Annotated in this window: 12 protein-coding genes; 8 read left to right on the forward strand and 4 right to left on the reverse strand. The window is 61.7% G+C overall.

All coding sequences use genetic code 11. The features are described from left to right. Window positions 1-16 precede the first annotated feature (16 nt). From ACPQ6D_RS06165 to ilvB, 4 genes are all read right to left on the reverse strand, one after another. Complete coding sequence (locus tag ACPQ6D_RS06165) at window positions 17-1669, reverse strand: 2-isopropylmalate synthase (protein ID WP_423223423.1); 1653 nt, start codon at window positions 1667-1669, stop codon at window positions 17-19. 80 nt (window positions 1670-1749) lie between these two features. After that, on the reverse strand, window positions 1750-2772 hold the full coding sequence (gene ilvC / locus ACPQ6D_RS06170; RefSeq protein ID WP_423223424.1) for a ketol-acid reductoisomerase: 1023 nt from the start codon (window positions 2770-2772) through the stop codon (window positions 1750-1752). Between the two features lie 45 nt (window positions 2773-2817). Beyond that, window positions 2818-3360 (reverse strand): acetolactate synthase small subunit, encoded by a 543-nt coding sequence (gene ilvN / locus ACPQ6D_RS06175; RefSeq protein WP_423223425.1) that lies wholly within the window; start codon window positions 3358-3360, stop codon window positions 2818-2820. Between the two features lie 167 nt (window positions 3361-3527). Then, window positions 3528-5243 (reverse strand): biosynthetic-type acetolactate synthase large subunit, encoded by a 1716-nt coding sequence (gene ilvB, locus ACPQ6D_RS06180; RefSeq protein WP_423223426.1) that lies wholly within the window; start codon window positions 5241-5243, stop codon window positions 3528-3530. A 650-nt stretch (window positions 5244-5893) separates the two neighbouring features. Between ilvB and ACPQ6D_RS06185 the strand changes: the two genes are divergently transcribed. The 8 genes from ACPQ6D_RS06185 (at window position 5894) to ACPQ6D_RS06220 (ending at window position 16132) form a co-directional block, all read left to right on the forward strand. Continuing rightward, window positions 5894-8926, forward strand: coding sequence for a M14 family zinc carboxypeptidase (locus ACPQ6D_RS06185; protein WP_423223427.1), 3033 nt, complete (start codon window positions 5894-5896; stop codon window positions 8924-8926). 133 nt (window positions 8927-9059) lie between these two features. Continuing rightward, window positions 9060-9992, forward strand: a complete 933-nt coding sequence (locus ACPQ6D_RS06190; protein WP_423223428.1) for a DUF4351 domain-containing protein — start codon at window positions 9060-9062, stop codon at window positions 9990-9992. Next, entirely contained in the window at window positions 9979-10866 is an 888-nt protein-coding gene (locus ACPQ6D_RS06195) for a YitT family protein (RefSeq protein WP_423223429.1), read from the forward strand. The genes ACPQ6D_RS06190 and ACPQ6D_RS06195 overlap by 14 nt, the downstream gene beginning before the upstream one ends. 239 nt (window positions 10867-11105) lie before the next feature. Then, window positions 11106-12296, forward strand: coding sequence for a homocitrate synthase (gene lysS, locus ACPQ6D_RS06200; protein ID WP_423223430.1), 1191 nt, complete (start codon window positions 11106-11108; stop codon window positions 12294-12296). Next, window positions 12293-12868, forward strand: coding sequence for an NUDIX hydrolase (locus ACPQ6D_RS06205; RefSeq protein WP_423223431.1), 576 nt, complete (start codon window positions 12293-12295; stop codon window positions 12866-12868). Before lysS ends, ACPQ6D_RS06205 begins: the two co-directional genes overlap by 4 nt. Window positions 12869-12959: 91 nt before the next feature. Continuing rightward, on the forward strand, window positions 12960-14384 hold the full coding sequence (locus tag ACPQ6D_RS06210) for an aconitase family protein (RefSeq protein WP_423223432.1): 1425 nt from the start codon (window positions 12960-12962) through the stop codon (window positions 14382-14384). A 183-nt stretch (window positions 14385-14567) separates the two neighbouring features. Beyond that, entirely contained in the window at window positions 14568-15071 is a 504-nt protein-coding gene (locus tag ACPQ6D_RS06215; RefSeq protein WP_423223505.1) for a 3-isopropylmalate dehydratase small subunit, read from the forward strand. Next, entirely contained in the window at window positions 15068-16132 is a 1065-nt protein-coding gene (locus ACPQ6D_RS06220; protein ID WP_423223433.1) for an isocitrate/isopropylmalate dehydrogenase family protein, read from the forward strand. The genes ACPQ6D_RS06215 and ACPQ6D_RS06220 overlap by 4 nt, the downstream gene beginning before the upstream one ends. Window positions 16133-16150 lie beyond the last annotated feature (18 nt).

Genomic DNA, 16150 nt, shown 5'->3' on the forward strand with positions numbered 1-16150 from the left:
TGCGACCAACCTTCATCTAGACCGCCACATCTGACGAGCGCTCTTCACGCGCGGCCAGGAGCTTGTTCAACGACTGCACATAGGCGCGCGCGCTGGCGACGACAATGTCGGTGTCTACGCCGCGGCCGCTGAAGATGCGGCGCCCCATGCCGCCCTGCGCAGACTCGCCCGCGCCCACCGGCTCCGGCGCCTCGATGCGCAGCGTCACATCAGCCACAGCATCCAATCCTTCGTCAATGGCTTGAATACTGAACTCGACCAGCTTGTTGGGCACATCCACAATTTGGTTGATACCTTTGTAGATGGCATCCACCGGGCCGGTGCCAAAACCAGCCTCGGTGCGGACAAAGCCGCCCAGGGCGTTGCGCAGGCGCACCACCGCGGTTGGAATCAGGCCAGTGCCGCACTGCACCTGCACATTTTCGATCACCCAGGTTTCCGGCGGCTGGTACAGTTCATCGGCCACGAGCGCCTGAATGTCGTTGTCGGTCACGACCTTCTTCTTGTCCGACAGATCCTTGAAGCGAAAGAACACCTCACTCAAGTCCTCGTCGTTCAGATGATAGCCCATTTCTTCCAATTTCATGCGGAAAGCATGACGACCGGAATGTTTGCCTAAGACCAGGCGGCTGCGGCTCAGGCCAATCGTATCGGCATCCATGATTTCATAGGTGCGCTTGTGCTTGAGCATGCCATCCTGGTGGATGCCGGCTTCGTGCGCGAAGGCGTTAGCGCCGACGATGGCTTTGTTCGGCTGCACCACCATGCCGGTGTAGCGGCTCACCATGTCGGATGAACGATGAATCTCCTGCGTAACGATATTGCTATCCACCTCGTAGATCTGATGGCGCGTGTACAGCGCCATCGCGATTTCTTCCAGCGACGTATTGCCGGCCCGCTCGCCGATGCCGTTGATGGTCACTTCCACCTGGCGGGCGCCGCTTTCAATCCCGGCCAGGGTGTTGGCCGTCGCCAGCCCTAAGTCGTTGTGACAGTGACAGGAGATGACCACCTGGCTTGCCCCCGGTGTGTGTTGACGGATGTCATAGATCAGTTTACCATATTCTGCTGGCGTCGTATAGCCCACGGTGTCCGGAATGTTGATCGTGGTGGCGCCGGCCGCAATGGCGACGGCCAGAACTTGGTACAGAAACCGGGGATCGGAACGGCCGGCATCCTCTGGGCTGAATTCAACGTCCGGGCACAGACTGCGCGCGTAGGAGACCATCTCTTGCACCTTCGCCACGACTTGCTCAGGCGTCATCTTGAGCTTGAACTCCATGTGGATCGGTGAGGTGGCCAAGAAGGTGTGAATGCGCGGCCGCTGCGCATGGCGCACCGCTTCCCAGGCTGCGTCAATATCGTGCTTGTTGGCGCGCGCCAGGCCAGCAATCACCGGCGGCGGCGCGCTGCGCCCGAACTTGTCCACGCGGGCGTCCGCGCCGACGGTTTGCGCAATCTGGCGCACGGCGTCCAAATCGCCCGGCGACGCAGCTGGGAACCCCGCCTCGATGATGTCTACGCCCAGGCGGGCCAACTGCCGCGCAATCTCCAGCTTCTCCTGCGTGTTCAGCGTCGCGCCCGGCGACTGTTCGCCATCACGCAGCGTTGTATCAAAAAAGAGCACCACGTCCCGTTCGGTCTGGTTAGTTCCTACAGCAGGTTCCATGTCAAGCTCCCCATGCCCAATGCTGAATGAGGAATGCGGCATGATGAGTGCAGAGGGCGTTCATCATTCCGCATTTCCTTTTACGCGCCGCCCTGTCCTGGAACGACTTCGCGTGGATTGATCCACGGCATCATGCGGCGCAGATCGCGGCCCACTTGTTCCAACTGGCTATCGCGTTCGCGCTCGCGCACGGCGTTGAACCAGGGGCGGCCCTGCGCATTTTCCTCGATCCATTCCTCGGCGTACGCGCCGGACTGAATGTCGGCCAGGATTTGCTTCATCGCCGCACGTGTCTGATCGGTGATGATCTTTGGCCCGGCGGTGTAGTCGCCATGCTCGGCCGTGTCGGAGACCGAATAGCGCATGAAGCTCAAGCCGCCGCGATAGAACAAGTCCACAATCAGCTTCAATTCGTGCAGGCACTCGAAGTAAGCGACTTCGGGCTGATAGCCGGCGGCGACGAGCGTGTCGAAACCCGCCTTCACCAGCGCGCTGACGCCGCCGCACAGCACCGCCTGCTCGCCAAAGAGGTCGGTCTCGGTCTCCTCCGCAAAGGTGGTCTCAATGACGCCCGCGCGCGTGCCGCCGATGGCCTTGGCGTAGGCGAGGGCGTCGGCCAGGGCGTGGCCGCTGGCGTCCTGCTGCACGGCAACCAGGCAGGGCGTCCCGCCGCCTTCCTCGAAGACCTCGCGCACGCGGTGCCCTGGCGCTTTGGGCGCCACCATGCTGACATCTACAAAGGTCGGCGGCTGAATCTGGCCGAAACGAATGTTGAAGCCGTGCGCGAACATCAACGTTTTGCCAGGCGTCAACGCCTGTTCGATGCTCTCATGATACACACGAGCCTGCGTCGTGTCAGGCAGCAGAATCATGATCATGTCTGCCTCCATGCACGCGTCAGCCACCGTACGCACCGCCAGATCATGGGCTTCGGCCTGCGCCCAGCTCTTACTGCCCGCGTAAAGCCCTACCCGCACGTCACAGCCGCTGTCCTTCAGGTTGAGCGCATGCGCGTGGCCCTGGCTGCCATAACCTATCACCGCAATTTTGCGGCCCGCCAGCCGACCGAGATCGGCATCCGCATCGTAGAATATCTTCGCCATGATTCCCCTTGTCTCCTCACGCTGGGCCGGCGCCAAGCCGCGCCCCTATGGTTTGCTGTGGCCGTTGCCGTTTTGCCACCCCGGCGTGACTTCCATTTCGCGGGTGACGCTGTTGAAGCCGCGCGCCAATGCCACGCGGCCGGTGCGCACCATTTCCAGAATGCCAAAATTGCGCATCAGGTCCAGGAAGCTGTTGATGCGGCTTTCCGGGCCTGTCATCTCGACGACGATGGAATCCATCGCCACATCTACGATGCGGCCGCGGAAGATGTCAGCCAACTGTACGATCTCAGAGCGCGTGGCGCCCTCAGCGCGCACCCGCACCAGCACCAACTCACGCATAACGGCCGGCGCCTGGCTGACGTTCTCCACCTTGTAGATGTTGATGACCTTCTCCAACTGCTTAACCGCCTGGTCCACCATACGTTCGTCGCCATCTACAACGAAGGTCATGCGGGAGATGCCTGGCGTCTCACTATGCCCCACGGCCAGGCTTTCAATGTTGAAATTTCGGCGGCGAAACATGCCAGTCACCCGGTTCAGGACGCCGGGCGTGTCTTCCATCCATGCCACTAATGTCTGCTTCATCTCGCTTCTCCTTCTTTCCAGTCAGGGATCAGAGATCCGAGACCAGAGACCAGTCGTACGGCGGGCGTTGTGTCGGTGCAAGCTTCAGACTTCGCTTTCGATGCGCCTGGTCCGTCTTCCACACAAGCCCGATCTCCGGTCTCCAGTCTCCAGTGTCTGATCTCCGTCTACCAGCTTGGCTGCACGCCGCTGTACCCTTGCACGATCGCCTTGGGGCGTCGAATCATGTCGTCCACGGCCGAGCCAGGCGCGACCATCGGATAGACGTTGACCTCTTCCTTGACGCGGAACTCGATCAGGAATGGGCCATCATGCGCGTTGGCTTCGGCAAAGGCCGCGGCCACATCTTCCTTGCGATCCACCATCCGCGCGCGGATGCCATAGGCTTCGCACAATTTTACGTAGTCTGGACTGAAGATCGGCGTTGAGGAGTAACGTTTCTCGTAGAAGAACTGCTGCCACTGGCGCACCATGCCCAGGAAGCCGTTGTTGATGATCGCGATCTTGATCGGGATGTTTTCTTGCACGATCGTCCCCAGCTCTTGCATCGTCATCTGGAAACCGCCGTCGCCCACCACGGCCCAAACCAGTTGATCGGGAAAGGCGACTTTGGCGCCCATGGCGGCTGGCACCGAAAAGCCCATCGTGCCCAGGCCGCCCGAGGTGATGAGTTGGCGCGGGCGCTCGTGAATGAAATACTGCGCCTCCCACATCTGATGCTGGCCCACGTCGCTCACGACGAAGGTATTACCTTTGGTGGCGTGCCACAGCTCACGCATCACATACGGTGGGATGAGTTCATCCACTTCGGCCTGCACGATGTCGCGCTGATGTGTGTCTTCCTGCCAATGCATGATGGTTTGCAGCCAATCCAGGTGACGCGCCGGCTCGATGTGCGGCAGCAGATCGGTCAGCGTCTGCTTGCAGTCGCCCACCACGGCCACGTCGGCCTTGACATTCTTGCCCACTTCGGCCGGGTCGAGTTCAAAATGGATGATCTTCGCCTGGCGGGCGAATTTATCCAAACGCCCGGTAACCCGATCGTCGAAGCGCATACCAATGGCAATCAACACGTCGCACTGCTGCACAGCCAGGTTCGTGGTGGCCTCGCCGTGCATGCCACCCATGCCCAAAGCCAATGGATGCGTTTCGTTGATATTGCCGATCCCCAGAAGCGTGGTGACCATAGGGATTTCGGCCTTCTCGATCAGTTCCATCAGCTCAGCCTCTGCGCCGCCAATCTGCACACCGTGGCCCGACAGAACCAGCGGCCGCTTGGCCTGGTTGATCAAGCGCGCGGCTTGCTCGATCGCCTGTGGGGCGGGACGACGCGTGCGCGTCATGCTGGGAAGGAAGATCTTCTCAGGGTATTCGAACTCAATCGTGGCGTTCTGCACATCTTTGCAGATATCCACCAGCACCGGCCCCGGGCGCCCCTCGCGCGCAATGTAGAACGCCTCGCGCATGACACGCGGGAGTTCGCGCACATCGGTGACCAGATAGTTGTGCTTGGTCACAGGTTGAGTCACGCCGGTCACATCGGTTTCCTGAAAAGCATCACCGCCGAGCAGGCTCGTCGCCACCTGGCCGGTGACGGCCACCAGCGGTATCGAATCCAACAGCGCGGTAGCAAGCCCAGTCACCAGGTTGGTGGCCGCGGGGCCAGAGGTCGCCATGCAGACGCCGACCCGCCCTGTGGCCCTGGCGTACCCATCCGCCATGTGCGCTGCGCACTGCTCGTGACGCACGAGGACATGGCGCACGGGATACTGCACCATCGCGTCATAGATCGGCAAGTTGGCGCCGCCCGGATAACCGAAAACGACTTCCACCCCTTCACGCACCATGATTTCCCACACCATTTGGGCGCCGCTCAGTTTCATCGTAGTCTCCTTCATGTGGATAATGAATGTTGAAATAAAAAACCCCTGACCACGGCAAAAAAGTGCTGTGTGGCCAGGGGCGTCATTGCAACCCGTTTGGCGTCAATGCCAGATAATTCAGGGGGCGTCATGCGGGGGCAAGAATAGGTAACAAAAAACCTTCCCGGCGGTGGGAAGGTCTTTGCAGCGCTGCGAAGGTAGGTGCTGTCCTACCGCGACTGTTCCCAAACCGCGAATGGCTCCCGTCGGACACTTACACCGACAAGGAGCTTGCTAATCGCAATCTCAGGAAGGGACAAAGTTCTAACCAGCACGGCTACCTCGATTGACAAACGAACGGTCTGTTTGGAATGGCCGAGAGTATAGACGCGGCCTTACGATTTGTCAAATGGCGCGTGTGACCCAACGCGTCATCACGCTGATCAGCCCACGCCGCCAACAGCCGCAGGAATCGTGCGCCAGCGCTACGTGCCGCAGCCAACAAAATTCATTTGGGATGATTTGTTTGGCTTTTTGTTTGGCTTTTAATGAAAGGGACTGCTATAATAAAGCTAAAATGAGGATACCTCCGCAGTCTTCAGCGATTGCACTTTGACGGCACTCGCGAATCTGGCATGAATGAATCAGATGCCTTGAAGAGGAGTTTTCGCATGGTACGCTCACCTGTTTTTCGTCTCCTGCTCACGCTCGTCCTGTTCACTCTCGTGCTGCCGGCAGCCAACGCGGCGCCGGTCGTTCCGCCCCATTCGGAGGGACTTACCGACCCCGTCGTCATCCGTGCCTACTATGACGATCCAGCCCAAATCGTGCAACTGGCTAACTTCGATGTCTTCGAGTACAACAACAAGACCGACAAGTACGTCCTGGTTGCGGTGGACAGCGCCGACTATGCCGCCATCCAGCAGCTCGGCTTTCGAGTGGAGGTTGACGCGGAGCGCACTGCCGCCTTCAACCGCAAGCCCGAGGTTTCGCCCGACCAGGTGAATGGGATTCCCGGCTATCCCTGTTACCGCACGGTGGAGGAAACCTTTGCCACTGCGCAGAGTATCGTGGCCAACTACCCCCAACTAGCCACTTTTATTGATGTGGGCAACTCCTGGCAAAAATCGGTGGGCCTGGGCGGCTACGACATGAACGTCTTGGTCTTGACGAATTCCGCCATCCCGGGACCAAAGCCAAAGTTCTTCATCACGGCCTCCATTCATGCCCGCGAATACACACCGGCTGAGCTGGCGACGCGCTTCGCTGAATACCTGGTCACGAACTACAACGTGGATCCCGATGTCACCTGGATTCTCGATCACCAGGAAGTACATATCATGTTCCACACCAACCCCGATGGCCGCAAGCAGGCCGAGACCGGCATATCGTGGCGCAAGAACACCAACCAGAATTACTGCGGCGCCACCAGCACCAGCCGCGGCGCCGACCTCAACCGCAACTTCAACTTCCAGTGGGGGTGCTGCGGCGGGTCCAGCAGCAGCCAATGCGCCGAAACCTACCGCGGCCCCAGCGCCGCCTCGGAGCCTGAAACACAGGCCGTGCAGAACTACCTGCGGGCGATCTTCCCCGATCAGCGCGGCCCCCTCCTGACCGATCCTGCGCCGGCCGATGCCACCGGCGTATACCTGGATCTTCATAGCTACAGCGAGCTGGTGCTGTGGCCGTGGGGTTTCACCAGCACTGTGGCGCCCAATGGCACAGCCTTCCAAACGCTGGGGCGCAAGTTCGCCTACTTCAACAACTACACACCCGAGCAGTCCATTGGTCTGTACGCCACAGACGGCACCACCGACGACTTTGGCTATGGCGACCTGGGGGTGGCTGCGTTTACGTTTGAGCTGGGCACCAATTTCTTCCAGGATTGCTCGACCTTTGAGAATACCATCCTGCCGAACAACATGAAGGCGCTGGTTTATGCGGCCAAGGTGTCGCGCACCCCGTACATGACCGCAGCCGGCCCCGATGCCCTGAACGTGACGGCCGCGCCCGCTGCGGTGACCGCGGGCGACCTGGTGAATCTGACCGCGACCCTCAACGACACGCGTTTCAACAACAGCAACGGAACCGAGCCAACGCAGAACATTGCCGCGGTCGAGTATTACGTAGATTTGCCGCCCTGGCAGGCTGGCGCGGTTGCCAATCCGATGGCGCCGGCCGATGGCGCGTTCAACAACCCGATCGAAAATGCCGTCGCGACGATCAACACCGCCGGCCTGAACATTGGTCGCCATACGATTTTCGTGCGTGGTAAGGACGCCAGCAACAACTGGGGCGCGGTCAGCGCCGCCTTCCTGACGATATCGGCGTTCAGCGCCACCCCGGCGAGCCAGGCCATCTGCGCGCCAGCCAATGCCGTCTACACCATCAATGTGGGCTACACCGGCTCAGTGACCTTCAGCGCCCTCGGCAATCCGATCGGCACCACAGCAACTTTCGCCACCAATCCCGTGGCCGGCCCTGGCAGCACCACACTCACCATCGGAAACACGGCCGCGGCCGCCGCGGGCACGTACAACATCAACGTGACCGGCAGCTACAGCGGCGGATCGTTGACCCGCCAGATCGCGCTCAATATCGCAACCGGCGCGCCCAGTGCGCCGACGCTGGTGAGTCCGGCCAATAATGCCACCGGGGTCGCGGAGATACCCACCTTCACCTGGAACGCCGTCGCTCAAGCCGTCAGCTACAACATCCAAATCGCACGTGACAGCGGCTTTACGATCATCGCGGCGTCGGCTTCGGGGTTGACGGGGACCAGCTATACACCGACGGTATCGCTCGGCACCAGCAGCCGTTACTACTGGCGCGTGTGGGCCAACAATGCCTGCGGAACAGGCGGTTACTCGGGGACATTCACCTTCACGACTGTCACGGCGCCCAACGATTGCAGCGTCGGTTATCTGCCGCGCACCCTGCTGAGCGAAGGCTTCGAAAACGGCGCCAATGGTTGGACCCTCGGATCAGGCGGCAGCGGCAACACCTGGACGCTGTGGGGAGCGCGTGTGCACAGCGGTGTGCAGGCCTTCCATGCCACCGACCCCACCACCACCAGCGATCAGCGCCTGGTTTCGCCAGCCATTGCCCTGCCTAACGGCCAGTCGCCGCTGACGCTCAAGTTCTGGAACTATCAATCGTTCGAAAGCCGCAGCGGCGGCTGCTACGACGGCGGCATCCTGGAAATTACCACCAATGCCGGTTCGACCTGGGCGCAAATCACCAGCGGGCTGCTCACCGACCCGTATAATGGGCCATTCGCCAGCGGGAACCCCTTGGGCACGGTCAATGCCTGGTGCGGCGACCCGCAGGACTGGCTCAATTCGGTGGTGGATATCAATGCCTACGCCGGGAAGACCGTGCAGTTCCGTTTCCGCGTGGGTTCCGACACTGGCGTCGGTCGCGCGGATGGTTGGAACCTGGACGACGTCGTCGTCAAATCATGCCAGGCCGAGTCCGCCTGCTACTGGGCTGATCCTGATTGCTCCTGCCTGGTGGGCGGCGACACGGATGTGAATGTGGTAGACATTGCCTTTACCGCCAACGCATGGATTCAGTACCAAACCAACGGCACTTACAGCCAGGTCGCCGACGTGGACTGCCGCGCGCGGGGCGGCTGTGACCAGGTCAACGACATTCGTGATGTCCAGGCTGTCGCCTCCATGTGGGCCACTTCCTGCCCATAAGGTCATAAGATCGCCGAGGCGCGTTATCGGACGCGCCTCGGCTGCCGCAGGCACTCGCCAACCAACGACAATCCGGCTATCCATGGCGCGCCTGTCGTCAACCTGGCGTGAAGCCTAACCACCCGAGGGAATCATGCCCAAAGCAGCAGATATTGGCGGCAAACGCCTGATCAGCCTGGCGCCAGACGCCTGGGCGCAGTGGGTCACGCAGCGCAGCGATGTCGTGGCCCGCGAAGTGGTCACGAGCGAGTTTCAGTGGATCAACCGCGCGAGTGATGTGCTGATGCGCTGCTTCAGCCCTGAACACGGCGAGTTCCTGCAACTGACGGAACTGCAAATACGCTACAAACCGCGTTTGCCTCGACGTATGCGCGCCTACGCCGCCCTGGCAGAAGAAGCCTTCGATCTACCGGTCTTTCCGGTCTTGATCAACATCTTGCCGCCGAAGCGTGACAGCCAGGTGGCTGAACGTTACGAATCCGAGTTCATGGGGCTGCACGCGCGACAGGATTACCGGGTCATCAACCTGTGGACGGTTGATGCCAACATGGTCTTGCAGCGTCCCTTGCCCACGCTGCTCCCGTTTACTCCAGTGCTCAAGGGAGGCGCCCAACAGCCGGTTGTCGTCCGCGCGTTGGGCATGTTACGTCAAGATGAAAAACTGAGCGACCTGGAGCCGCTGCTGGCCTTTTTCGCCAGCTTCGTGTTCGACATCCCGGTAGTGCAGCAGATCATGAGGTGGGATATGAACGTCTTGCGCGAGTCGCCCTGGTATCAGGAAATCCTGGAGCAGGGCCTGGCCGAAGGTATGGAAAAAGGAATTCAGAAAGGAATGCAGAAAGGCATGCAGCAGGGCATGCAGCAGGGCATGCAGCAGGGTGCCTTGCGTCAATTGCTGCGCGTGCTGCGCGTGCGCTTTCAAATCTCGCCGCCGAGTGTCCAAATCAAACTGCAGCAATTGAACACCGATCAGCTAGAGCAGATGGTGGATGTGGCGTTGGCGGCAAACTCCCTAGATGAATTCATGCTGCGGATACCCGCCTTGCCCGGTAATGGCAAACACTGAGGTCGGCCTGCGCCTGCACCCTGTCTACCGCGTCCTGCGCGACGCCCTCTTCATCACCCTGGGCTGCCTCTTGATGGCGTTGGCGGTGGACATTTTCCTGGATCCAAACAACGTCGTGCCGGGCGGCTTCACTGCGATTGCCATTTTTGCCAACCGCCTGCGCGGTTGGCCCACCGGCCTGACCCTGCTGGCGCTCAATATCCCATTCCTTGCGCTGGGCATCTGGCTGCTCGGGGCTGAGTTCGGCCCCAAGACGATCGCTGCGGCCGTGCTGGTCTCACTCGCGATTGACTTTCTGCAGCCCTACCTCCCCACGGTGCAGGGCGAACCGCTGCTCTATGTGGCCTATGGAGGTCTCCTCTTCGGCGCCGGCCAGGCGCTGGTTTTTCGCGCCGGCGCCACCTCCGGCGGCACCGAACTGCCCGCCAAGCTGCTTGAGCACTTCTACGGCATTCGCATGTCGCGCTCGCTGCTCGCGATGGACGCGCTCATCCTGGGCTTGGCCGCCCTCTTCTTCGGCCTGGGCCCGGCTCTCTACGCACTCATCACCGCCTGGGTTATGGCACGCGTGATTGACTTCGTTGACCTGGGTTTCAATGCCAGCCACACCGCGTTCATCGTCACCCAAACCCCAGACGATGTACGTACGGCCATTCTGCACAGCCTGGGTCGCGGTGTCACGGTCCTAACCGGCCAGGGCGGTTTCACCGGCAGCCAGCGCATCATGCTCTTCACCGTGGTTCACCGCCGTGAGGTCGGCGCCCTGCGCCGCATCGTCAGCGCCGCGGACCCCGACGCGTTCATGGTGATTAATCCCAGCACCGAGGTCTTGGGCGAAGGCTTCAAACCGCTGACACGCGCGCGCCGCCGCTGATCTCGTAACACCGCTCCAATTTGACACCACCCCGCGCCTATGCTAAACTCCCGCCCGTTCAAGACACAGGAATTGTAATGATGACCATCGTGTTTGTTTGCAAGCAGAGCAAGGCCAAGAAGCCGGACACCCACGTCTGGTAGATGGTGCTTGCTCGTCAATAGGACAGCAAAGCCGGCTGCCAGGCCATCCTGGAGCCGGCTTTTTGTTGCCCGCTGTTTGCCTGAGGAGATGATTTCATGTCGCTAACGAATTTTGCCATTATCGAGTCTACATTGCGCGAGGGGGAGCAGTTTGCCAACGCCTTCTTCACCACCGCACAGAAGGTGGAGATTGCCAAAGCCCTGGACGCGTTCGGCGTCGAATTCCTGGAATTGACCTCGCCGCTGGCCTCGCCGCAGAGCCTGGAGGACTGCCGCACGATCGCCGCACTCCCGCGACGCACCCGCATCCTCACCCACACCCGCTGTCACATGGACGATGCGCGCGTGGCGGTTGACACCGGGGTGGACGGGATTGACGTCGTCATCGGCACCTCGTCCTACCTGCGTCAGTTCAGCCACGGCAAGGACATCCCCTACATCATCGAGCAGGCGATCAACGTGGTGGAGTTCATCAAGAGTCAAGGCGTGCAGGTGCGCTTCAGCACGGAGGATTCATTCCGCTCCGACCTGGTTGACCTGCTCACCATCTACAGGGCCGTAGACCAGATTGGCGTCAACCGCGTGGGCATCGCGGACACCGTGGGCGTCGCCAACCCCCGGCAGGTGTACGACCTGGTGAGTACGCTGCGCAAATTGGTGAGCTGTGACATCGAGTTCCACGGGCATAACGACAGCGGCTGCGCCATTGCCAATGCCTATTGCGCGCTGGAAGCCGGAGTGACGCACGTGGACACGACGGTGCTTGGCATCGGGGAACGCAACGGCATCACCCCGCTCGGCGGCTTGATTGCCCGCCTGTATGCCACCGACCGCAGCCTCGTGAGAAAGTACAATCTACCCCTGCTGCGTGAGGTCGAAAACCTGGTTGCGGGCATTGTGGGCATTGATGTGCCTTTCAACAACTACATCACCGGTTTCACTGCGTTCACGCACAAGGCCGGCATTCACGCGAAAGCCATTCTCAACAACCCTTCCACCTACGAAATCCTCGATCCGGCCGATTTTGGCCTGACGCGTTATGTTCACATCGCTCATCGGCTGACGGGCTGGAACGCGGTCAAAAGCCGCGCCGACCAGCTGGGCCTGGAACTGACGGACGATGATCTCAAAGAAGCCACTGCGCACATCAAAGCCCTGGCCGACGAAAAACCGATGGCGTTGGAAGATGTGGACGCGGTGCTGCGCGCCTGGCATCACAGAATTCCTGTCCCCCATGCCCAAACCGCACTGGCTGAAATCACCCATCGCAATGGAGTCGCTGCATGAACCAATCCCACATCACACCATCTGCGCCGATCAACGCCTGGGAGCTGGTGGAATCACGCGACGCATTTCGCAACCGCTGGCTGCACGTCACCCTGGACACGGTGCGCCTGCCAGACGGCCGCACCTATGAGTACACCAACGTGCATCGCGAGGTGGCCGGCGTGGGCATCGTCGGGCTGAACGCAGCCGGGGAAATCCTGCTGCAGCAAGAGTATCGTCACCCCGTCGGTCAGGTGGTGTGGCAAGTGCCAGGCGGGTTGACTAATCCAGGTGAAGACCTGCTCGTCTGCGCGGCCCGCGAGCTGCGCGAGGAGAGCGGCTATGAGGCCGAATCATTGGAATACCTGGGCGCATTCTGGGACAACCCGGGCCTGGGCAACGCCATCAGCCACCTGGTGCTCGCACGCAACTTGCGGCCGGTAGGTGGCCAGCACCCGGACGAGGCCGAAATCGTCAGCAGCCATTGGGTCACGCTCGCGTGGCTCAAGCAGGCTGTGGCCGATGGCACGATCAAAGACCGCGTGGTGATCTGCGCGCTGGCCTATTTGTGGCTGCACGGGCTGGCAGGCTGACGATTGCGATGATTGAAGATCCCAGATTGCAGATGGAAGATGGCAGAGATAACGGCTGCAGCAGTGGGCAGCCGCGGTGAAGAGGTTAACCATGGGAAAAACGTTTGCGGAGAAGGCGCTCGCGCGCGCGGCCGGCCTGGCGGAGGTCGTACCGGGCCAGGTGGTGGATGCGCAGCCTGACGTAGCCTTGAGCCACGACAATACCGCGGCCATCTTGCGCATCTTTCGCCAGCTGGGCGTCAGCCGGGTGCGCTTCCCGGAGCGCCTGGCGATCACGCTTGACCATGCGGCGCCTGCGCCGACGACGCAGCACGCCCAAAATCATGCGGAAGTGCGTCGCTTTGTCAGCGATCAGGGTATCCGGCACTTCTTCGAGGTGGGCCGCGGCATTTGCCACCAGGTGCTGAGCGAGGAAGCGCTTGCGCTGCCAGGGCAGACCGTACTGGGCGCGGATTCGCACACGCCGCACTTCGGGTGGCTGGGCGCATTCGGCGCTGGCGTCGGCCGCAGCGAAATGGCCGCCATCTGGGCGACGGGGGAGCTGTGGCTGCGCGTGCCGGAGAGCATCCAGATCGTCGTGGAAGGACGCCTGGATGGTTGGGCCACGGCCAAAGACCTGGCCCTGGCCATTATCGGCTGCCTGGGCGCGGATGGCGGACTCTATGCGTCGGTGGAGATCAGCGGCCCGGCCATCGAAGCCCTTTCCCTGGAAAGCCGCATGGTCTTGCCCAACATGATGGCCGAGTTCGGCGTCAAGAACGCGTACCTGACCCCGGATCAAGCGGTTTTTGCCTGGCTGGCTGCGCGGAGGATGAGATCGGAGATCGGAGATCAGAGATCAGAGATTAGAGATCAGAGATCGGAGATCGGAGATCAGGCGTCTGGAAGGCGAGTGATGGGCGGGTTGGAGTCTTCGGCCTCCAATCACCGGTCTCCGGTCTCCGGTCTCCGACCTGCGGTCTCGGATCTTCAATCTCAACTTGCCGCCACCGCGCTCTATCCTGATCCCGATGCGGTCTACGCCGCGCGGCACGTCTTCGATGCCGACGCCATTGAGCCGAGTGTGGCTTGTCCTGATACGGTGGACAATGTGGCGCCGGTTTCGGCGGTCGCAGGCACGCGTGTGCAGCAGGCCTTTCTGGGCACTTGCACCAACGGGCGCTTGGAAGACCTGGCGCAGGCTGCGGCCATCCTGGCCGGTCGTCGCGTGGCTGCGGGCACGCGACTCCTGGTCATCCCCGCCTCCAGCGAGGTCTACCGTGACGCGCTGCGCGCCGGCTATATCGAGACTTTCATCGAGGCGGGTGCGGTGATCGGCCCGCCAGGCTGCGGCCCCTGCATGGGCAATCACCTCGGCATCCTGGCGCCCGGCGAGGTGTGCATCAGCAGCGCCAATCGCAACTTCAAGGGACGCATGGGCACGGCTGACAGCCAGATTTACCTGGCCAGCCCGGCCGTCGTTGCGGCCAGCGCGGTGGCGGGGGAAATTGTGCATCCAGGCGAGGTTGTAGGATGAGATCAGAGAACAGAGATCGGAGATCAAGTGTGTGGAAAGCGAAAGATGTGCGCGCCAGAGTTTCCGGTCTCTGGTCTCCGGTCTCCGGTCTTGGGTGACCACGCAGGGTCGCCCGACCATGGTCTCCAATCTCTGTTCTCCGATCTCCACTATCCCCCAGCAGGAGGAGATAGAAAAGTGACGCTGATTCGCGGCCGTGTCTGGAAATACGGCGATAATGTAAACACCGATGTCATCTTTCCGGGCAAGTATACGTATACTGTGACCGACCCCGCGGAGATCGCCAGCCATGCGCTGGAGGATTTGGATCCGACGTTTGCGCGCGGCGTGCAGCCCGGTGATGTGGTGATCGGCGGACGTAACTGGGGCTGCGGCAGCAGCCGCGAACAGGGCGCCACCTGCCTGAAGTACGCCGGCGTCGGCGCGGTCATCGCGCGTAGCTTTGCGCGCATCTTCTACCGCAACGCGGTGAACAACGGCCTGCCCGCGCTGACTTGCGCCGCGGCCGTGGACGCCTTGCAGCACGGCGACGCGATCGAAATTGACCTCGATGCCCATGTCATCCACAGCGCGGTCGGCGATTTCGAGTTCCCGCCGCTGTCGCCGTCTGTGCACGGCATCGTCGCCGCCGGCGGCCTGATTCCGTATCTGAAGACGCACCTGGCCGCGACCGGCGAAGCGAGATGAGTCAATCGCAGACGGCCGCCGCCCCTCTACGGATCGCACTGATACCTGGCGACGGCATCGGGCTGGAGGTGACGCCGGCCGCAGCCGCCGTGCTGCAAGCGACCGGAGTCCCATTGCAGTTCATCGAGCTAGAAGTGGGCTGGCAAACGTTTGCGCGCACTGGGGCCGCAATAGCCGATGAGACTATGCAAACGCTTGCGCAGATGGATGGCGCGCTCTTCGGCGCCGTCAGCAGCCCATCTCATCCGGTGACTGGCTACCGCAGCCCCATTGTGCAGCTGCGCCAGGCGTTCGATCTGTACGCCAATTTGCGGCCATCGGTCAGCGCGCCTGTGCCAGGCAGTCGCCCGAACGTGGACCTGCTGATCGTGCGCGAGAACACGGAGGGACTTTACGCAGGGCGCGAACGATGGGAAGGCGGCGACACCGCCATCGCCGAGCGCATCGTCACCCGTCGCGCCAGCGACCGCATTATGCGCGTCGCCCTGGAAAAAGCCCGCCAACGACGCGGGCTGGTTACGCTGGTGCACAAGGCGAATATCCTGCGCGTGAGCGATGGCCTCTTTCGCGAGGTCGCGCTGAGCGTGGCCGCCGGGTACCCTGATGTGCAGGTGGAAGAAGGGCTGGTGGACAGCGTGGCCTATCGCCTGGTGCGCGAGCCGGCGCATTTCGATGTCATCGTCACCACCAACCTGTTCGGCGACATCCTCAGCGACCTGGCGGCCGGTCTGACCGGGGGCCTGGGCCTGGCCGCGTCAGCCAACCAGGGCGACCGCTTTGTCGTGGCCGAACCGGTGCACGGCTCCGCGCCGGACATCGCCGGGCGCGGCATCGCCAATCCCCTGGCCGCTATACGGGCAGGCGCCCTGCTCCTGCGCAGCCTGGGGCAGGCAGACGCCGCCGGCCGCATCGAAAGGGCCGTCAACCACGTGTTGACGACCGGCCCGCTGCCTCCCGATCTCGGGGGAACCGCCGCGACTGCGGAGGTGACGCAGGCGGTAATTGAGAGGATGGAGATCGGAGATCAGAGATCGCCCGCCCGCCACGTACCCGATCTCTAATCTCCGATCTCCGATATC

It is taken from the genome of Candidatus Amarolinea aalborgensis (assembly GCF_900491745.1).
Classification (GTDB): domain Bacteria; phylum Chloroflexota; class Anaerolineae; order SSC4; family Amarolineaceae; genus Amarolinea; species Amarolinea aalborgensis.